The 18905-nt window shown below is 55.1% G+C and carries 19 protein-coding genes; 2 read left to right on the top strand and 17 right to left on the bottom strand.

The window, feature by feature from the left end; all coding sequences use genetic code 11:
- The first annotated feature begins 45 nt into the window (after positions 1-45).
- Entirely contained in the window at positions 46-546 is a 501-nt protein-coding gene (locus tag ACS0RQ_RS08000; protein ID WP_271850112.1) for a GNAT family N-acetyltransferase, read from the top strand.
- A 29-nt stretch (positions 547-575) separates the two neighbouring features.
- On the opposite strand, the gene ACS0RQ_RS07995 is transcribed toward ACS0RQ_RS08000, so the two are convergent.
- The 3 genes from ACS0RQ_RS07995 to dalD all read right to left on the bottom strand — a co-directional run bounded on the left by ACS0RQ_RS07995 (position 576) and on the right by dalD (position 4783).
- Positions 576-1850: an MFS transporter gene (locus tag ACS0RQ_RS07995; protein WP_039079861.1), complete on the bottom strand. Its 1275-nt coding sequence runs from the start codon at positions 1848-1850 to the stop codon at positions 576-578.
- A gap of 65 nt (positions 1851-1915) precedes the next feature.
- On the bottom strand, positions 1916-3376 hold the full coding sequence (gene xylB / locus ACS0RQ_RS07990; protein ID WP_271850110.1) for a xylulokinase: 1461 nt from the start codon (positions 3374-3376) through the stop codon (positions 1916-1918).
- A gap of 9 nt (positions 3377-3385) precedes the next feature.
- A complete protein-coding gene (gene dalD, locus ACS0RQ_RS07985; RefSeq protein ID WP_079496538.1) occupies positions 3386-4783 on the bottom strand; it encodes a D-arabinitol 4-dehydrogenase in 1398 nt (465 codons plus the stop codon).
- Positions 4784-4983: 200 nt separating this feature from the next.
- Between dalD and ACS0RQ_RS07980 the strand changes: the two genes are divergently transcribed.
- Positions 4984-5931 (top strand): sugar-binding transcriptional regulator, encoded by a 948-nt coding sequence (locus tag ACS0RQ_RS07980; RefSeq protein ID WP_125124141.1) that lies wholly within the window; start codon positions 4984-4986, stop codon positions 5929-5931.
- A gap of 32 nt (positions 5932-5963) precedes the next feature.
- Here ACS0RQ_RS07980 and hisP read toward each other — a convergent pair whose 3' ends face one another.
- The 14 genes from hisP to ACS0RQ_RS07910 form a co-directional block, all read right to left on the bottom strand.
- Positions 5964-6737: a histidine ABC transporter ATP-binding protein HisP gene (gene hisP, locus ACS0RQ_RS07975; RefSeq protein ID WP_039079858.1), complete on the bottom strand. Its 774-nt coding sequence runs from the start codon at positions 6735-6737 to the stop codon at positions 5964-5966.
- Positions 6738-6744: 7 nt separating this feature from the next.
- Positions 6745-7461, bottom strand: a complete 717-nt coding sequence (locus ACS0RQ_RS07970; RefSeq protein ID WP_039079857.1) for an ABC transporter permease — start codon at positions 7459-7461, stop codon at positions 6745-6747.
- Positions 7458-8144: a histidine ABC transporter permease HisQ gene (locus ACS0RQ_RS07965; protein WP_039079856.1), complete on the bottom strand. Its 687-nt coding sequence runs from the start codon at positions 8142-8144 to the stop codon at positions 7458-7460. Before ACS0RQ_RS07965 ends, ACS0RQ_RS07970 begins: the two co-directional genes overlap by 4 nt.
- 82 nt (positions 8145-8226) lie before the next feature.
- Complete coding sequence (gene hisJ, locus ACS0RQ_RS07960; RefSeq protein ID WP_039079855.1) at positions 8227-9009, bottom strand: histidine ABC transporter substrate-binding protein HisJ; 783 nt, start codon at positions 9007-9009, stop codon at positions 8227-8229.
- Between the two features lie 251 nt (positions 9010-9260).
- A complete protein-coding gene (gene argT / locus ACS0RQ_RS07955; RefSeq protein ID WP_039079854.1) occupies positions 9261-10043 on the bottom strand; it encodes a lysine/arginine/ornithine ABC transporter substrate-binding protein ArgT in 783 nt (260 codons plus the stop codon).
- 273 nt (positions 10044-10316) lie between these two features.
- The gene (locus ACS0RQ_RS07950) at positions 10317-10898 is read right to left on the bottom strand and encodes a UbiX family flavin prenyltransferase (protein WP_271850109.1); all 582 of its coding nucleotides are present in this window, start codon (positions 10896-10898) and stop codon (positions 10317-10319) included.
- A gap of 102 nt (positions 10899-11000) precedes the next feature.
- Positions 11001-12518 carry an amidophosphoribosyltransferase gene (purF, locus tag ACS0RQ_RS07945; protein WP_039079852.1) on the bottom strand — a complete coding sequence of 506 codons (1518 nt, stop codon included), beginning with the start codon at positions 12516-12518 and terminating at the stop codon, positions 11001-11003.
- 35 nt (positions 12519-12553) lie between these two features.
- Positions 12554-13042 (bottom strand): colicin V production protein, encoded by a 489-nt coding sequence (cvpA, locus tag ACS0RQ_RS07940; protein WP_039079851.1) that lies wholly within the window; start codon positions 13040-13042, stop codon positions 12554-12556.
- A 269-nt stretch (positions 13043-13311) separates the two neighbouring features.
- Entirely contained in the window at positions 13312-13998 is a 687-nt protein-coding gene (dedD, locus tag ACS0RQ_RS07935) for a cell division protein DedD (RefSeq protein ID WP_271850108.1), read from the bottom strand.
- Positions 13988-15256, bottom strand: a complete 1269-nt coding sequence (gene folC / locus ACS0RQ_RS07930; protein WP_271850107.1) for a bifunctional tetrahydrofolate synthase/dihydrofolate synthase — start codon at positions 15254-15256, stop codon at positions 13988-13990. Before folC ends, dedD begins: the two co-directional genes overlap by 11 nt.
- 72 nt (positions 15257-15328) lie before the next feature.
- On the bottom strand, positions 15329-16243 hold the full coding sequence (gene accD / locus ACS0RQ_RS07925; RefSeq protein WP_039079848.1) for an acetyl-CoA carboxylase, carboxyltransferase subunit beta: 915 nt from the start codon (positions 16241-16243) through the stop codon (positions 15329-15331).
- Positions 16244-16346: 103 nt separating this feature from the next.
- Positions 16347-17006 carry a DedA family protein gene (locus ACS0RQ_RS07920; protein WP_039079847.1) on the bottom strand — a complete coding sequence of 220 codons (660 nt, stop codon included), beginning with the start codon at positions 17004-17006 and terminating at the stop codon, positions 16347-16349.
- A gap of 26 nt (positions 17007-17032) precedes the next feature.
- Entirely contained in the window at positions 17033-17845 is an 813-nt protein-coding gene (gene truA, locus ACS0RQ_RS07915) for a tRNA pseudouridine(38-40) synthase TruA (protein ID WP_271850106.1), read from the bottom strand.
- Positions 17845-18858 carry an aspartate-semialdehyde dehydrogenase gene (locus ACS0RQ_RS07910; RefSeq protein WP_071196201.1) on the bottom strand — a complete coding sequence of 338 codons (1014 nt, stop codon included), beginning with the start codon at positions 18856-18858 and terminating at the stop codon, positions 17845-17847. The genes truA and ACS0RQ_RS07910 overlap by 1 nt, the downstream gene beginning before the upstream one ends.
- Positions 18859-18905 lie beyond the last annotated feature (47 nt).

Genomic DNA, 18905 nt, shown 5'->3' with positions numbered 1-18905 from the left:
TTCCGGTGCTAAGCTAAGACGCTTTGCTACCGGAATGGCGAAACCATGATATTGACCACCGAGCGCCTGACGCTCTCTGCGTTTACCGAGGCCGACTGGTCTTTTTTCCTCACTCTACGCCAAAGCCCGGATGTCATGCGCTTTATGGGCGCCATTGCCTGTGAAGACGATATTCGCACCCTGTTTATCTCCCGCCTGAACGATAATCACGCCCGGGTGATTCGCGACAAAAATGGCGAACCACTGGGTGATATTGGGCTGCATGTCAGTACGCGCTATCCGCAGGAAGCCGACATCGGCTATGCCATTGCCCCTTTCGCACAGGGGAAAGGTGTTGCCAGTGAAGCGCTGAAAGCCATGCGGGATTATGCCTTTACCCAGACCCACGTCACCGCGCTGAATGCCTGGGTGCTGGCGGCGAATCAGGGGTCGGTGCGGCTACTGGAGAAACTGGGATTTACGCGTACGCAGGTGCTGGAAAAGGGCTATACGATTAACGGCGTGGATTATGATGACTGGGCTTACCGCCTGGAAAAAACGCGATAAGGCGCAGGGACACTGCGCCTTATGCCTGTTTACACGCTCTGTTCCACCTCTTCCGCTGAACGTCCCTGGCGCACGCGTTTGGGCTGCGGCACTTTGATGATAAAGGTCAGCACACCGGCGAAGATATAGAGCCCGGTGTAGGCCCATACCACGCCTACGATATCGAAAAACGGTAGCAGTGCGGAGGCAATCGCCGGGGCGACAAAGTTGCTCATCCCGGCAGAGAGGTTGTAGATGGAGACCGCCGCGCCTTTGTGATGCGGTTCCAGCGTCGGGAAGACCGCCGTCATCGGCACGAAAGCCGCAACAAAAATCCCCAGCATGATTGCCGGAATCAGCGCCACCGCGAAGTTATGCCCGGCATAGACCGGCAGGTAGTAAAACGTCAGGCTGGAGATGGCCATGCCCAGGCAGCCGAACCAGCGCACCTGGCGGATCCAGCCAATGTATTCCCCGGTGATCCCCCAGAAAATATTGGTGAAAATGGTGACGAAGAAGAACACCGCCCAGATTTGCAGCCATTCAGAGATGCTAAAGCCCAGCCGATCAACAAACAGCAGCGGCATCACAATCGCAAAACCAAACAGCGACAGCGTATTGATGATACGGATCAGGCAGGCATAGAAGATATCGCGGTTAGTAAACAGAATGGTCGCCGCGCGGGAAAGCTCGGTCATTTTGTCGCGCAGCGGCAAATTCACCCGCGAACGGTCCACTGGCACATTGCGCAGGCTAAAGAACGCCACCAGGCCACCACAGCCGACCCAGACGATGGCAAACCACAGCGTCCCCGTTTCGCCAAACATCGGAATGGTCAGGCTTGGCAGGTAACTGCCCACCACGCCAATGCCGATGGAATACATGGCCCAGAACCAGCCTGTCGCCGCCGCCAGATTCGGGCGCGGCAGCACCTGAACCAGCATCAACATAAAAGAGTAGATAAACATCGGATAGGCCAGGCCGCGAATACCATAGAACAGCAGCATCAGCGGGTAGTTACGCATCCCCAGTCCCATCGACATAAACAGGGCATGCATAATGACCCACAGGACACAGCCAATGGTCATAGCGCGTTGCGGGGTGATGAGTTCTGCCACCACGCCGGATGCCCAGGCCGCCAGCGCTGCCGCCAGGCCGTAAATCGTAAAGACGACAGCCGACTGCGCAGGCGAGAAGCCCATATCGGTTATATGTTTTGATAAGAAAGCCATTTCAAAGCCATCGCCAGCCATAAAAATCGCGATAGCCACAAATCCCCAGAGCAGTTTTTTCGGTAAGCCAAACCAGTATTCATTAGATTGCATAACAATCTTCCTTTATAAGCCGGGAGATATGCCCCGGCGAGGGTACAGAGGCCGGGGCTAGAGGTTTAAGGCAGTAACGTGCGGGCGACCTGTTGCTGCTGATAGAGCAGCCGGAACAGCGCCAGCCGTTTCGCCAGCCATTGACCGCGTTCAGGCTGCGGCGTAAAACGGGTGACCACCGGGGGTTTCAGACAGACTTTCGCCTCATCGCCGCCATCTGCCAGCCAGGCCAGACGCGCAGCACCCAGCGCACCGGAAGAACTTGCCGGATGCGTGACCATCGGAATGTTCAGCACATCGGCAATCAGTTGCGCCCACAGCGGGCTTCTCGCCCCACCGCCCGTCAGGCTGCACTGGCAAATCGAGGTGTTACCCAGCACATTCAGTCCATCGGCCAGCCCGAAGGTGACGCCTTCAATCACCGCGTAACCCAACAGCGCGCGGCTGGTTTCATGGCGCAGATTGAAAAAACTCCCTGCCGCCAGCGGATCGTTATGCGGTGTGCGCTCCCCCGACAGATAAGGCAGGAATACCGGCGCGCGTTTCAGTTCCTCTTCCGTCAGTTGGGCAATCTCGTCCATCAACTGGCTTTCGGTGACCGAAAGCAGATTACAGATCCATCGCAGACAACTGGCGGCGCTCAGCATCACGCTCATCTGGTGCCAGCGTCCGGGGAGCGCATGGCAGAAGGCATGTACGCCAGAGTCCGGGTCTGCCTGCAGCGCATCGTTGACCACGAAAATCACCCCGGACGTCCCCAGAGAGATAAACGCGTCGCCCGGCGCCACCGCGCCGACGCCCACGGCAGAGGTGGCGTTATCCCCCCCGCCCCCGGCGACCACCACCGAGGAGCTTAAGCCCCACTCGGTAGCTAGCGCGGCACGCAACGTCCCGCTGGGCGCGCTGCCTTCCACCAGCGACGGCATCTGGCTGCGGTTGAGGTCAGTCATGGCAAGCAGTTCGTCTGACCAGTCGCGTTTTTCCACATCCAGCCACAGGGTGCCTGCAGCGTCGGACGGGTCGCTGACAAACTCACCGGTTAAACGCCAGCGCAGGTAATCTTTTGGCAGCAGTACTTTTGCCACCCGGCTGAACACGTCCGGCTCGTGACGGGCCACCCACACCAGCTTCGGCGCGGTAAACCCCGGCATAATCATGTTGCCGCTGATAGTCATCATTTCCGGATGATGCTCACTCAGCCATGCGCACTCGTCGGCGCTGCGGGTGTCATTCCATAAAATGCAAGGACGCAGCACGTTGCCGTCGTTATCAAGCAGTACCGCACCGTGCATCTGCCCCGACAGACCGATGGCGCGAATAGCCGCCCACTGCTGCGGATGCTGCTGGCGCAGTTCGGTGACCACCCGACCACAGGCCTGCCACCAGGCCTGTGGATCCTGTTCCGCCCAGTGCGGATGCGGACGTTGCACCGTCAGCGCGGCATGCGCCGAGGCGACAATCTCACCGTCGCCGTCAATGAGCAGCGCTTTTAATTCTGAGGTGCCAATATCAATGCCCAGGTACATAGCGCCCCCTTACACTGCCGCCAGTTGTGATTCAGGTTGTTTTATCCACTGCTCCAGCTCCGCGACGGTACGACGCAGCAGGGTTAAGAACTCTGCGGATGTCGCAAGGCCAGCAAACAGCGCGTCGTCCGCCGCCCACACCGCCAGCGGATCAGGCGCGTTGAAAACGGCGCGTACGGCATCGGGTTGCATCACGCCATCCTGATAGGTATAGGGCAAAGAACCGTCGGCCCAGCGTTTCAGGAACAGGAAGAACAGTGCAGGCAGCACAGCGGTCGCAGAGGGGACATCGCCGCGTTTGTAGCATTCGATAAGCGTCGGCGTGACCATTCCAGGAATTTTGGACAGACCGTCGGCGGCGACGCGCTGGTTAGTGTCTTTGATGTAGGGGTTGCTAAAGCGCGCCAGTACCACATCGCGATACTTCGCCAGATCGAGCGGACTTGGCGTCAGTGAGGGAATGACATCGCGTGAGACATACTCCCAGGCCATCTGACGAATGGCGCTCTGGCGGGTGCTGTCATCAATAAAGCTCAGACCAATCAACGTTCCCGCCCACGCGATGCAGCTATGGGTAGCGTTCAGAATGCGGATTTTCGCCTCTTCCCAGGGCAGTACGGATTCCACCAGTTCCACCCCTACCTTTTCGAGCGCCGGGCGGCCATTAATAAAATCATCTTCAATTACCCACTGAATAAAAGATTCGCCCATTACCGGCACCGCGTCTTTAATGCCGGTTGCCGCCAGTACCCGCTCGGCCACATCCGGTGTCGGGCGAGGAGTGATGCGGTCGACCATGGTATTGGGTGACGTGGTGTTGTTCTCTACCCACTGACGTAGTTCGGTTTCGCCCTTCGCCTGCAAGAAGGAGAGAAAGCCGTGGCGAAAGCGCTCGCCGTTATGGCGCAGGTTGTCGCAGTTCAGCAAGGTAACGGGGTTGCCATGTTGCGCAATACGCTGTTTCAGGATACGGGTCAGCGCGCCGTAAAGTGTGCGGATCCCGCCGTTCAGGTCGGCCTGAATGTCGGCCTGCTGCTGATCCAGCTCATGCTCGGGCGTCAGGTAGTAACCGCTTTCGGTAACCGTAAAGGCGATGACGCGCGTTTCGGCATCGGCGCCCTGTTTCACCAGTGCGCTAATTTCGCTATCCCAGGGCAACACTTTGCGAATTGAGGTGATGGTTTCATACTGCCGTTCGCCCTCCGGCGACACGGTTTCCAGCACATATTCACCGTTTTGCGCGGCGAGATGGCCCAGCAGCACACGGGCGTCATCGCGAATATTTCCCAACGCGATACTCCAGCGGTCATCCCCCTGCTCCATCAGTTTGTGCAGATACCACGCCTGATGAGCACGATGAAACGACCCGGCACCAATATGCATCCACACCGCTTTTTTCTCGGACATAATCATCACCTCAATTTTGAGCATTTGACAGTTTTACGGGCTTATGCCCGTTTGTTGTATGTATGTTAGTAGTGAGATGCGAAGGTTTTCTGCGAGGAAACTCACGAAAATAGCTTTTGCTCTTTAAAATAACATTTGCCCATTTTTGTTAAGCTGACCATTGCGCGTACAATGGCGGCAGGAAATTAGGGGAATGTGTGATGAACAAAGAAGAGAAAAAACAGGAACTCGCCGCCCGTGCCGCATGGATGTATTACGTGGCGGGATTAACACAACAGGATATTGCCTCGGCGCTGGGGCTGTCGCGCCAGGTAGCACAACGGCTCATTTCCGGCGCCCGCGAAACCGGGATGGTTACCGTCAATATCAGCCATCCGGTAACCCGTTGTCTGAAACTGGCGCATGACCTGCAAGAAAAATATGCCCTCAACCTGTGTCGCGTAGTGCCATCTGCCGGGCTGGAAGATGATGCCATTCAGCAGATGCTGGCCGTTGAAGGGGCACAGGTGATGGCACAATTTATCTGTGAAGAGAAACCGCAGGTCTTTGGTGTCGGCTCCGGTAAAACGCTGCGCGCCGTGATTGACGCCCTGCCGTCGCTGGAGCGACCGCAGCATCAGTGCGTGTCGATGATCGGTGCCATCGCACGGGATGACTCCGGTACCCGTTACGATGTGCCGCTGAAAATGGCGGAAAAAATGCAGGGTAAGTATTTTTTCATTCCGGCGCCGCTCTATGCCGATAGCCCGGAAGATAAAAACAGTTGGTGCCAGCATCAGATCTACCAGCGCGTGGCGGCAAGAGCGCTTAACGCGGATGTCACTTTCCTTGGCATTGGCGAGGTGAAATTGGGTTGCCCGCTGAACACCGAGGGGTTTATTACCGACGCCCAGGTCAAAGATCTGGAGACGCAGCATGTCGCAGGCGAGATGCTTGGCCATTTCTTTAACCATCAGGGTGTACGCCTTGATTCCGAACTGGATGCAATGCTGACCAGTGTGCCGCTCACCAGCCACACGCAACGAAAAGTGGTCGGGTTTGCCGGAGGGGAACGTAAACTTGCCGCCATTCGCGCAGCCCTGGTCGGTGGCTGGGTCAATGGGCTGGTGACGGACGAAGATACCGCGCTGCAACTGTTGGTGGACTAAGCGGCTACCGGCGAGCGCCGGTAGCCCGATGATTACTTGAGTGAACCTTTGAGGAACTGCTGCAGACGTGGGCTTTTCGGATTGCCAAACAGTTCATCCGGCGCGCCCTCTTCTTCAATTTTGCCCTGATGCAGGAAAATCACATGGGTGGACACATGGCGGGCAAAGCCCATTTCATGCGTCACCACCACCATGGTTTTTCCCTCTTCCGCCAGTTGCTGCATGATGCGCAGCACTTCGCCCACCAGCTCCGGGTCCAGCGCGGAAGTAGGTTCGTCAAACAGCAAGACTTCCGGTTCCATTGCCAGCGCACGGGCAATAGAGACGCGCTGCTGCTGACCGCCAGAGAGATGCACCGGGTATTTCGCCTGCTGAACACCATCAATACCCACTTTTGCCAGGTATTTCACCGCACGCTCGCGGGCCTCCTGTTTGCTCAGCCCCAGCACCTGGATTGGCGCTTCCATGACGTTTTCCAGAACCGTCATGTGGCTCCACAGGTTGAAATGCTGAAACACCATTGTCAGGCGGGTACGCAACAAACGCAGTTGCTGTTTATCCGCCACCCGCAATTGACCGTCTTTATCGCGCACCAGGTTGATGTTCTCGCCATTGACGATGATCGTTCCTTCACTTGGCTTCTCAAGAAAGTTTATGCAGCGCAGAAAGGTACTTTTACCGGAGCCGGACGAACCAATAATGCTGATCACATCCCCGGCGTTAGCCTGCAGCGACACCCCTTTCAACACCTCATGCTCGCCGTAGCGTTTATGTAAATCGATAACGTTTAATTTATTGTCAGACATGATGTTCTCAGTGCGTCGAAGAAGGTTTTATATGCTGCAGCCAGCGTTTTTCCGCCTTGCGGAACAGGCTAATCAGCACATAAGAGATGATCAAATACAGTACTGCCGCCATACCAAACGCGGTGAACGGCTGGTAGGTCGCGGAGTTAATATCACGGGCGATTTTGAGCAGATCCGGCACCGTCGCGGTAAAAGCCAGCGCGGTAGAGTGGAGCATCAAAATCACTTCGTTGCTGTAGGCAGGCAGCGCAATGCGCAGCGCCGACGGCAGGATAATGCAGCGATACATTTTCACCGACGAGAAACCATAGGCGCGGGCGGCTTCAATTTCCCCGGCCGGTACCGAACGGATCGCCCCGGCGAAAATCTCGGTGGTGTAAGCACAGGTATTGAGCGTTAACGCCAGCACCGTACAATTGAGGCCGCTGCGGAAAAACGCGTTGAGCAGTTCCGTTCCCTTCACGATTTCCAGCGTATACATGCCCGAGTAAAACACCAGCAACTGTACATAGAGCGGCGTGCCGCGAAAAATATACGTGAACAGCCAGATGGGAAATTGAATGTATTTGTTGCTGGAGACGCGACCAATGGCCAGAAACACCGCCATGACGCCGCCCATCACCACCGAAGAGATCAACAGCCACAGGGTAATAGCCACCCCGGTGAAGCGGTAACCATCGGTCCACAACAGCGATTTCCAGTACTCCTGAATAATCTCGATCACAGGTCAGCCCTCTTCACACCTACGGAGTAGCGACGTTCGAGAAGAAGCAGTACGCCATTAGAAACGGTGGTAAACACCAGATAAATCAGGCCGCATACGACGGCAAAGTAGAACGGCTCCCAGGTACTTTTCCCGGCGAGCTGCGTGGCTTTCACCACATCTTCCAGCCCCAACAACGACACTAACGCCGTCGCTTTGAGAATAACCTGCCAGTTGTTGCCAATTCCCGGCAATGCGAAGCGCATCATGGCCGGAAACAAAATACGGCGGAAGGTCTGTGAGTTGGTGAAACCAAACGCGGTGGCAGCCTCGATATGCCCTTTCGGCACAGCCATATAAGCGCCACGGAAGGTTTCGGTGAAATAGGCACCATAAATAAACCCCAGGGTGATAATACCCGCCACCATAGGATCAATATCGAGTTGCTCCATACCCATCGCATCGGTCAGCGTGTTGAGGGCTATTTGCAATCCGTAAAAAATCAGCAGCATCAGCACCAGATCGGGCACGCCGCGAATCAATGTGGTGTAGCCTTCAAAAACCAGCGCTAACGGACGGTTTTTAGAGAGTTTTGCGCCCGCACCGGCCAGGCCAATCAGTACCGCCAGCACCACGGAACTGATAGCCAGTTCCAGCGTGACAAGGGCACCATGAAAGATAACTTGAGAAAAACCATACAGCATGCAGCCTGTCCTGTCGTATTCGTGTCTGCCGCGTCTCTTCCCCTTCCGGGCGGAAGGGGTCGCACGTTAAACACGCGTGGAATTAACCACCATAAACATCAAAATCAAAGTACTTTTTCGCCAGTTTTTCGTAAGTTCCGTCTGCACGCATTTCCGCGAAGGCTTTATTCAGCGCTTCACGCAGTTCGTTATCGTCTTTACGAATCCCCATACCGGTGCCGACGCCAAACAGCTTCTCGTCTTTAATAGACGGACCGCCAAATTTGTAGTCTTTACCCATCGCCGTTTTCAGGAAACCTTCGCTGGCGGCCACTTCATCCTGAAACGCAGCATCAATACGGCCTGCGGTCAGGTCAGAGTAGATATTGTCCTGTCCCTGGTAGGAGACGATTTCAATACCCTGCGGCGCCCAGTGAACATTACCGTACGTTTCCTGCGTGGTGCCCTGCAATACGCCAATGCGTTTGCCTTTCAGCTTCGCGAGATCGGGAACGATGTCGGAGTCTTTCGCCACAACCAGACGAGAATCCGCTGCATACAGCTTGTCGGTGAACGAAATTTCCTGTTGGCGTTTTTCAGTAATTGAGAGAGATGACATGATGGCGTCGATTTTTTTCGCTTTAAGCGAAGGAATCAGCGCGTCCAGTGGGTTTTCAATAAAGACACACTGGGTTTTGATACGCGTACACAGCTCTTTCGCCAGATCGATGTCAAAACCAACCAATTCGCCCTGCGAATTCTTTGATTCGAAAGGAGCATAAGTTGGGTCAGTACCGATGCGGAGTTTTTGCGGAATGGCTGCGAATGCGCTTGAAACGCTGGAGATAGCGAGCACCAGAGAAAGTGATAACACCAATTTTTTCATAATTATCCTCAACAGACTGTCTTTCCTAAGGGATTTATTAGAAGAATACGGTGTCGCTATCGTGCCATTATATGGCACGGCAAGGCAAAGCATTCTGCCCGCCTGCCGGCTTTTTTTGCATGGTTTTTGCTTAACTATGCAGCGTTGCGCCATTTCGGTGCATCAGACGCACCAACTTTAAACATCACACGTATTTATGCACCATTCTGGAAAACCAAAATGGCGCATCGTTTATCCCAAAAACAGCTGCTTTACTCGCCGTAGACGTTAAAGTCGAAATATTTCTTCGCGAGCTTATCGTAGGTACCGTCTTTACGAATTTCAGCAAAGGCTTTGTCGAAGGCCGCTTTCAGCTCGGTATCGTCTTTACGCAGACCGATCCCGGTGCCGTCGCCAAAGTATTTTTTATCTTTAACGGACGGACCGGCGAACGCAAAATCTTTACCGGCAGGCTGTTTCAGGAAGCCTTCGCTGGCAGCCACTTCGTCCTGGAATGCAGCATCCAGACGGCCTGCGGCGAGATCAGAGTAGATCAGATCCTGGTTCTGGTAGGCCACCACATCGATACCCTTAGTGCGCCAGTTGTCATTCGCATAACCTTCTTGCGTAGACCCCTGCAGAACCCCTACGTGTTTGCCTTTCAGAGAGTCCAGCGTCGGTACGATCGGCGAGCCTTTTTTGGCGATCAGACGGGAATCAGCAGCATAGAGTTTGTCGGAGAAAGCAATCTCCTGCTGACGTTTTTCGGTAATGGAGAGAGAGGAGATAATCGCATCGATTTTCTTCGCTTTCAGAGACGGGATGAGCGCGTCAAAATCGCTGCCAACCCAGGTACATTTGACCTTGATGCGGGTACACATCTCATTACCGAGATCGATGTCAAAACCGACAAAATTCCCTTTCGCATCTTTGGAAGAGAAAGGTGCGTATGTCGCATCAGTACCGATGCGTACAGTCTGGGGAAGCGCTGCGTAAACACTGGATGCTGCGGACAGGCCCAGCAGTAAAGACAGAGCAATAACCGTCTTCTTCATACATTACCCTCAAGTATTCTGATTTTATTTTGTGCTGCGTTGTGTTGTGTGTTGCTGCGAGTTTACTTGCACGTCTTATGCCAGATTTTTAGCGCTGAAAAACAACAGCGTTAAATTTGTTAATGAAACGTTGCAAATTGACCTTAATGGTGAAAGATAGCAGGTCCGCCGAACGAACCGGAGTGTTAACAGGGGAAAAAAGGAATTAAATGTTGAGGATATGATCGCGATTGCAAAAATGCCCTAAAAAAGGGCATCGGGCAATGATGCGCACTATCTGGAGGCATTTCCCCCCTGCCAGCGGATGAACAGATCTTCCGGCAGAGCGATATCAAATTGATCCAGAACGCGGTTCACGGTCTGGTTAATAATGTCATCCAGCGTTTTCGGCGCATGGTAAAACGCGGGGACCGGCGGCATGATAACAGCCCCCAGTTCTGCGGCCTGCGTCATCAAACGCAGATGGCCTAAATGCAACGGTGTTTCACGCACGCACAGCACCAGCGGGCGACGCTCTTTTAACACCACATCCGCCGCACGCGTCAGCAGGCCGTCTGTATAGCTGTGCACAATGCCAGAGAGCGTTTTTATCGAACAGGGCAATACGACCATGCCTGCGATCTTAAATGAGCCGGAAGAGATGTTAGCAGCGATATCGCGGGCGTCATGCACTACATCCGCCATAGCCTGAACATCACGCAGAGAAAAATCGGTTTCGAGAGAGAGGGTCTGGCGCGCAGCCGGGCTCATCACCAGATGGGTTTCAATGTCCGCCATGTCGCGTAATACCTGCAACAAGCGCACGCCGTAAATCGCGCCGCTGGCCCCTGAGATCCCCACAATGAGTCGTTTCATATCCGTCGCCTTTATCTACACTGAGGCAGACTTTGCCGGATTATGCCAACAGTTGCAACTGATGAGCGCCCCCTCCGGGCGGAGAGGGCGAAAACGGGTCGATTACCCTTCGTTGTGCATCTCTAAGCTTTCGAGATCGTTCTGCATCTGCACGGCTTTCGCATCGTCGTTACGCAGCGAGTCGAGGTAGTCGAGATACCCCTGATCCACGTCTTTGGTGACATAGATGCCATTGAAGACTGAGCACTCGAACTGCTGGATATCCGGGTTTTCCGCGCGTACAGCGTCGATCAGATCGGTCAGATCCTGGAAAATCAGGCCATCAGCGCCGATGATCTGGCGAATCTCATCCACTTCACGACCATGTGCAATCAGTTCGTTCGCGGTCGGCATATCGATACCGTAGACGTTCGGGAAACGAATTTCCGGCGCCGCAGAGGCGAGGTACACTTTCTTCGCCCCGGCTTCACGGGCCATCTCAATAATCTGCTCAGAAGTGGTACCACGTACGATGGAGTCATCTACCAGTAGCACGTTTTTATCGCGGAACTCAGCGCGGTTCGCGTTCAGCTTACGGCGGACGGATTTACGACGCAGTTGCTGACCCGGCATGATAAAGGTACGGCCAACGTAACGGTTTTTCACAAAACCCTGACGGTACGGCTTGCCAAGAATGCGGGCGATTTCCAGCGCGATATCGCAGGAGGTTTCCGGGATGGGAATAACCACGTCGATATCCAGATCTTCCCATTCACGCGCAATCTTCTCGCCAAGCTTGGTGCCCATATTGACACGCGCGCTGTAGACGGAGATTTTGTCGATGAAGGAGTCCGGACGCGCAAAATAGACGTATTCGAACAGGCACGGGTTGCTGACCGGATTATCCGCACACTGGCGGGTAAACAACTGACCTTTTTCGGTGATGTAGACGGCTTCGCCCGGCGCGATATCGCGCAGGAATTCAAAGCCCAGCGTATCGAGCGCCACGCTTTCTGACGCCACCATGTACTCAGTGCGACCGTCACCAATATCGCGTTTACCCAGTACCAGAGGACGAATACCGTTCGGGTCGCGGAAAGCAACCATACCGTGGCCGATGATCATCGCAACACATGCATACGCGCCACGGATCTGGCGGTTGGTCGCGGCGACAGCGGCGAAAATGTTGTCTGCTTCCAGCGGATAATGGCGGAAATTATCCAGCTCGCTGGCGAAAATATTCAGCAGGATTTCTGAATCAGACGTGGTGTTGATGTGGCGGCGTTTTTCTTCAAACAGCTTTTTACGCAGCTCATGGGCATTGGTCAGGTTGCCGTTATGGGCAAGCGTGATGCCGTAAGGGGAGTTAACGTAAAAAGGCTGAGCCTCGGAGGCGCTGGAGCTGCCAGCGGTTGGGTAACGCACATGGCCGATACCCATGTTGCCCTGAAGACGCTGCATATGGCGGGCTTCGAAAACATCGTTGACCAGACCATTTGCTTTGCGCAGACGGAAACAATTATTTGCATCGATCGTGATGATGCCAGCGGCATCCTGACCACGGTGCTGAAGCACCGTTAACGCGTCATAAATCGACTGGTTGACCGGCATAACACCGGCGATACCGACAATACCGCACATACGTCTTTTCCTCGTTAAGCCACATCTCAGAGCGATTACGCTCTGGGCAAGAAACTTGACGAACTTTGCAGATAGTCAAAGAACCATCTGATGATGAAACTGAATTGCGGGATAAGCTGCGACTTCTGCCAGTCTTCGCTTTTTGACAGGCCCGTAAAGGTATCGAGAAAGAACAGAATGGCGGCGACAATTAGCACCCCGCGTAGCGCGCCAAAACAAATCCCCAACACCCTGTCTGTACCCGACAGGCCGGTTTTCTCCACAAGTTGACCTATCACGTAATTGACGATAGCGCCAACAATCAGCGTCGCGATGAACAGGATGGCGATGGATATCCCATTGCGCACCAGTTCGTCTTCAAAGCCCGTAAACCAGACTGACAGGTAAGTGTAGTAATGACTGGCAACAAAGAAAGCACAACCCCATGTCACCAGTGATAACGCTTCACGAACAAAGCCGCGGATGAGGCTAACCAGACAGGAAAAACCAATCACCGCGATGATGGCGTAATCAATCCAGACCATATGTGTCCCACGATTTACGCCCTGTCATCCAGTTCGGGGCGCATTCTAACAGAAAAAGAAAACGTTTGCGTAGGGATTTCCTTCCCGCGCGTAAATAAAAATGGCGCTGAAAAAATATTCAACGCCATCGGATCTTTAGCCTCTTCGGGCGTGTTTTTGAATTCGTATTTACACCCTCACCCCGGCCCTCTCCCTCAAGGGAGAGGGCGCAAACCATCCCCTCGCCCCCTTTGGGGAGAGGGTTAGGGTGAGGGGGAACAAACCGCACGCTAGTTCGCGCTATACCCCATTACCACACCACTCAAGCCTGACAGTTGCTTAAGCTCCTCAAGCGACCCCTTGAGTTTATCTTTTGATGCGTCCGGACCGACCAGGATGCGGGTGATTTTACCTTGTACTGGCGTGGTGGGCGCAGTATAAACGCGATAACCTGCACCGCGCAGTTTACCGACAATTTCATTAACTTTGTCAGCGTTCTTAAGCGCACCCAGTTGTACCACCCAGGCTTTACCCACTGGCGCAGACTTATCCGCCGCGGGCGGCTGATCCGCAGGCGGGGTTGCCGCCACCTGTTCTGCGGGTTTCTGTGGCTGTGGCTTGGGCTTCTCAACCGGTTTTGGCTGTTCGACCTGCTTCGGCGCGACGGGTTGCATCGTGACATCCGGCGTCGTCGCCCCACTGACAGCCCGCCGGGAGGCATCCAGCGACGGCGCTGCCGCCTCGCCAGCCTGCACCTCTTCTGCTGCCCCTTCCGGCGGCTGAGCCGGGAGCGCCTGCGTCGCCGCAGGCATCATATCCGGCTCATCGCGATCGCCGGGTTTGGGTACCAGAGGAATGGCGGCGAACTCATCCTGATAATGCTTTTTTTGCCCGTCCAGCAGCCCGGGCAGAATAATCACCCCGAGCGCAACCAGCACAATGGTTCCCATCAAACGGTTCTGAAACTTACTTGCCACCGGTTCTCCCCGCTTCCATCGCTTCCATGACATGTGCCACCGTATGGAATGAACCACACACCAGCACGGTATCTTCTGCTGTGGCCTCCGCCATCGCTGCCTGCCAGGCCTGCGCAACGTGTTGATACGCCTTCCCTTGCGGTAAATGCGCCATCAACTGTTCTGCCGTCGCACCGCGTGGCCCCTCCAGAGGGGCACAATACCAGCTATCGACCACAGGCTCCAGACAGGCGAGCGTTCCGGCGATGTCTTTATCATGCAACATGCCGATGACCGCCAGCACGCGGCCGCGCTTAGGCTCTGCCGCCAGCCGCCCGGCAAGGTAAGCCGCCGCATGAGGATTATGCGCCACATCCAGAATAAGGCGTGGGTTTTCAGCCACAATCTGAAAACGACCAGGCAAAATTGCGCTAGCGATACCGTCACGAATAGCCTGCTCGCTCACCGCCAGCCTACTGGCCCGCAGTGCTGCAAGCGCCGTTGCGGCATTTGGCTGCGGCACCTGCGGCAGCGGTAAACCGGTCAACTCGCCCTGGCCGTCGCGAAAACGCCACTGGCCCTGCTCAACGTCATACTGCCAGTCTACGCCTCTGCGCATCAGCAGAGCGCCTTTTTCCGCAGCCACCTCGCCGATGGTGTACGGCATATCGCTTTCGCCGACTACCGCCGGTTTACCGCCCCGGAAGACGCCCGCTTTTTCGCGGCCGATACTTTCTCTGTCTGGCCCCAGCCAGTCGGTATGATCAAGCGCAATGCTGGTTACCACGGCGACATCCGCATCGACCATATTGGTGGCGTCAAGACGCCCGCCCAGCCCCACTTCGAGGATAACAACGTCCAGCTTCGCCTGTTTAAACAGCCACAGCGCCGACAACGTACCGTATTCAAAATAGGTTAATGAGGTTTCACCGCGCACCGCTTCAATTTCGGCAAAAGAGCGCGTGTGGTCGAGTTCCGTCAACTCTTCGCCCTGCACGCGAACGCGCTCGGTATAACGGATAAGATGTGGCGAACTGTAGACGCCCACACGATATCCAGCCGCCAGAAGAATGGATTCGAGGGTACGGCAAGTCGTGCCTTTACCATTGGTTCCCGCAACGGTAAAGACAAACGGTGCCGGTCGCAAAACATCAAGACGCGCTGCAACCTGGCTTACGCGCTCAAGTCCCAGGTCAATGGTTTTGCTGTGCAGGTTTTCCAGATAAGAAAGCCACGCGGCCAGGGGCGACGTGGCTTGCAAAATGCGTTTATTTTCCATGATGCCCGTAGGATGTTTGACGATGTAAAAAGCAAAAGGGCAGCGCCGTGATGGCCCTGCCCTTCGGTATTATCAGGCCTCGGCTTCCTGATCGGGCACCGGGGGCACCACCACGCTTTCACGCGGCGCATCCGGGCTCGGTGCTGGCTGATTGGTCAGCTTCGCCAGGATGCTGGCCAGTTTCAGGCGCATTTCCGGACGGCGAACGATCATGTCGATCGCCCCTTTTTCAATCAGGAATTCACTGCGCTGGAATCCCGGCGGCAGTTTTTCACGTACGGTCTGCTCAATAACGCGCGGGCCGGCAAAACCAATGAGCGCTTTCGGCTCGGCAATATTCAGGTCGCCCAGCATCGCGAAACTCGCGGAAACGCCGCCCATGGTTGGGTCAGTCAGTACAGAGATATACGGCAGGCCGCGCTCTTGCATCTTCGCCAGCGCTGCGGAAGTTTTCGCCATCTGCATCAGCGACATCAGCGCTTCCTGCATACGTGCGCCACCCGAGGCGGAGAAACAGATCAACGGACAGTTATCTTCCAGCGCCTGCTCAACGGCGCGAACAAAACGCGCACCCACGACAGAGCCCATTGAGCCGCCCATAAAGGCGAATTCAAACGCTGCCGCGACAACCGGCATACCATGCAGCGTGCCTTTCATTACCACCAGCGCATCTTTTTCGCCGGTCTCTTTCTGTGCCGTCGCCAGACGGTCTTTGTATTTTTTGGAGTCACGGAACTTGAGCACATCTTTCGGCTCGAGTTCGCTACCCAGTTCCACCAGTGAACCTTCATCCAGCAAGGTATGCAGGCGGTTACGCGCAGTCATGCGCATATGGTGGTCACACTTCGGGCAGACCTCAAGGTTACGCTCCAGCTCGGCACGATACAGTACCTGGCCGCAGCTATCGCATTTCGTCCACACGCCCTCAGGGATGCTCGCCTTACGGGTGGGGGTAATATTGCTTTTGATTCGTTCAATCCAGCTCATTGATAACCTTTATACATGAACCTGGTAGCCCATAAATGGGGCACATTAAAACATAACAGTTCGCAACTTGGGATAAAAAAGTGGTCGAACCGCCATAGACATCTTATTTTGCCTGTCGCGCTGCCGCACGACGGTGGCGAATGATCTCAATCACCCCAGGAAGTATAGACACCACGATGATCGCGACAATCAGTAACTTAAGATTTTCCTGCACCATCGGTAGCGTACCGAAGAAGTAGCCAGCATAAGTAAACAGTAGCACCCATAACAGCGCCCCGATCACGTTGAACGCCGCGAAATGACGGTAGGACATATGCCCCATCCCGGCAACGAAAGGCGCGAATGTCCGCACAATAGGGATAAAGCGGGCAAGAATAATGGTTTTGCCACCGTGTTTCTCATAAAACTGATGGGTTTTATCGAGATAGCTGCGACGGAACACTTTCGAGTTCGGGTTGCTAAATAGCTTATCGCCGAACAGGCGCCCTATCGTGTAATTCACCGCATCGCCGAGAATGGCCGCAACAAGCATCAGCATCACCATAACGTGAACGTTGATATCGTTCGTGGGCAGTGAGGCCAGCGCGCCCGCAACGAACAGCAGCGAATCCCCCGGTAAAAACGGCGTGACCACCAGCCCGGTTTCGCAGAACAAAATCAGAAACAGGATGGCGTATACCCAGATACCGTATTGCGCGACCAGCTCCGCCAGATGAACATCAATGTGCAGAATGAAATCAATAAGAAAGCGAATTACGTCCATATTGTCTATGCCTTGGTTGATTGCGACTAGTCCGCGAGAAACAGCGGACCCATTGGCGGGCGGGGCAAGTTGAAACGGTCCGGATAATCCACCGACACCAGATACAACCCTTCTGCTCTCGCCGTTGCTGCCGCCAGCGTTCTGTCCTTAGCCGCCAGTAGCTCTGCTATCCAGCTCTCCGGCTGGTTGTTGGCACCCACTTCCATCAGGCTACCGACAATGTTTCTCACCATATGGTGTACAAAGGCATTCGCTTTGATATCCACCACCACATACGCACCATAACGCTGAACGTTAATGTGCATCATGTTGCGCCACGGCGTGCGCGACTGGCACTGTACCGCGCGAAACGAGGTAAAATCATTTTCACCCAGCAGACATTGCGCCGCACGCTGCATGCGCTCCGCATCAAGGGGCAGGTGATAATGCGTCACTCCCTGGTTCAGTACCGCCGGGCGTAAACGATGATTGTAGATAACGTAGCGATAACGACGCGCTGTCGCGCTAAACCGCGCGTGGAAATCATCGGGCACATCTTTCACCCAACGTACCGCGATGTCTCCAGGTAAATTCGCATTTACGCCCAGGGTCCAGGCCGCGTCTTTACGTACCGCGCGAGTCTCAAAATGGACCACCTGCCCTGTGGCATGCACACCGGCGTCGGTACGCCCGGCACAAAAAACCGTCACCGGCTCATTGGCGACCTGCGACAACGCTTTTTCCAGTTTTTCCTGCACGCTGCGTACTTCTTGCTGACGCTGCCAGCCGTAATACTTACTGCCGTCGTACTCGATACCGAGCGCAATTTTCAACAGCGGTTGATCAACAACGTCTGACATTAGTACAGGTACTCCTGTACCAGTTTCTCAGCGATTTTCACCGCCATCAGCGCCCCACCAAACCGTACGTTATCTGCCACCGACCAGAACTGAATTTGTTCAGGCAGGCCATAATCGTTACGTACGCAACTGACTGAGAGATGTGCGCTACCGGAAGCATCGCCAACCTGGGTCGGGAATTCATTCTCTTCGGACAGCACAATATCTTCACCGCGGGCAAACGCATCACGGGCCTCTTCTGCAGCCAGTGGGCGCAGCGCTTCGAAGCTGACCATCTGCGCGTGGCCATAAAAGACCGGCGCGCGGACACAGTTCGCGGATATCATCAGCCCGTCGTCCTGCAGAATTTTACGCACCTGGTCCACCAGACGACGCTCTTCCAGAACCGCACCTTCACGGTCTGGCAGAATAGGCAGCATGTTGAACGCCAGTTGACGGCCAAAAAAGTCGTCCTCATCGATCGGAATGCCGTTGAGCAATTTCGCACTTTGCCCGGCAAGGGCATCCACCGCCGGTTTGCCCTGCGCCGACACGGAGAGCAGACTGGTCACGCCAATACGTGACAGGCCACCTTCGTCGATCAGCGGTTTCAGCGCGATCAGCAACTGGCTGGTCAGGCTATCCGGCACGGCAATGAGATTACGATTGCGGTAATCGGCCAGTACAAACGGGTTCACCTCTGGCACAACCAGCGGCACATCCGGCTCCAGCGCGAACAGACCGCTGGTGTCAATCACCAGACAACCGGCGTTGGTGGCTTCTTCAATATTCTCAGCCGTCGCCTGGGCACCGGCGACAAAGAACGCCAGTTGCGCCTGCGTCCAGTCAAATTCCGCAACATCCTGAACGCGTACGGTTTTTCCGCCAAAACGCAGCGTCTCACCGGCGCTTTCATTACGCGCCAGCGCATACAAATCGCCCACCGGGAACTCACGCTCCGCAAGCGTTTCGAGTAAGGCTTCTCCGACAGCGCCTGTCGCGCCCAGTACGGCAATATTCCAGCCTTCAGACATGGTGATTTACTCCAGAAAAAAGCGTACCCGCCGGAGTATCCGGCAGG

Origin of the sequence: Phytobacter diazotrophicus (assembly GCF_052061655.1) — a bacterium.
GTDB classification, from domain to species: domain Bacteria; phylum Pseudomonadota; class Gammaproteobacteria; order Enterobacterales; family Enterobacteriaceae; genus Phytobacter; species Phytobacter diazotrophicus.
The sequence above is the reverse complement of the archived record's forward strand: the minus strand, read 5'-3'. Positions and strand labels throughout refer to the sequence as shown.

Coding starts and splice junctions, on each gene's coding strand:
- ACS0RQ_RS08000 (WP_271850112.1), top strand. CDS start 46: ATGATATTGACCACCGAGCGCCTGACGCTCTCTGCGTTTACCGAGGCC.
- ACS0RQ_RS07995 (WP_039079861.1), bottom strand. CDS start 1,850: ATGCAATCTAATGAATACTGGTTTGGCTTACCGAAAAAACTGCTCTGG.
- xylB (WP_271850110.1), bottom strand. CDS start 3,376: ATGTACCTGGGCATTGATATTGGCACCTCAGAATTAAAAGCGCTGCTC.
- dalD (WP_079496538.1), bottom strand. CDS start 4,783: ATGTCCGAGAAAAAAGCGGTGTGGATGCATATTGGTGCCGGGTCGTTT.
- ACS0RQ_RS07980 (WP_125124141.1), top strand. CDS start 4,984: ATGAACAAAGAAGAGAAAAAACAGGAACTCGCCGCCCGTGCCGCATGG.
- hisP (WP_039079858.1), bottom strand. CDS start 6,737: ATGTCTGACAATAAATTAAACGTTATCGATTTACATAAACGCTACGGC.
- ACS0RQ_RS07965 (WP_039079856.1), bottom strand. CDS start 8,144: ATGCTGTATGGTTTTTCTCAAGTTATCTTTCATGGTGCCCTTGTCACG.
- hisJ (WP_039079855.1), bottom strand. CDS start 9,009: ATGAAAAAATTGGTGTTATCACTTTCTCTGGTGCTCGCTATCTCCAGC.
- argT (WP_039079854.1), bottom strand. CDS start 10,043: ATGAAGAAGACGGTTATTGCTCTGTCTTTACTGCTGGGCCTGTCCGCA.
- ACS0RQ_RS07950 (WP_271850109.1), bottom strand. CDS start 10,898: ATGAAACGACTCATTGTGGGGATCTCAGGGGCCAGCGGCGCGATTTAC.
- purF (WP_039079852.1), bottom strand. CDS start 12,518: ATGTGCGGTATTGTCGGTATCGCCGGTGTTATGCCGGTCAACCAGTCG.
- cvpA (WP_039079851.1), bottom strand. CDS start 13,042: ATGGTCTGGATTGATTACGCCATCATCGCGGTGATTGGTTTTTCCTGT.
- folC (WP_271850107.1), bottom strand. CDS start 15,256: ATGGAAAATAAACGCATTTTGCAAGCCACGTCGCCCCTGGCCGCGTGG.
- accD (WP_039079848.1), bottom strand. CDS start 16,243: ATGAGCTGGATTGAACGAATCAAAAGCAATATTACCCCCACCCGTAAG.
- ACS0RQ_RS07920 (WP_039079847.1), bottom strand. CDS start 17,006: ATGGACGTAATTCGCTTTCTTATTGATTTCATTCTGCACATTGATGTT.
- truA (WP_271850106.1), bottom strand. CDS start 17,845: ATGTCAGACGTTGTTGATCAACCGCTGTTGAAAATTGCGCTCGGTATC.
- ACS0RQ_RS07910 (WP_071196201.1), bottom strand. CDS start 18,858: ATGTCTGAAGGCTGGAATATTGCCGTACTGGGCGCGACAGGCGCTGTC.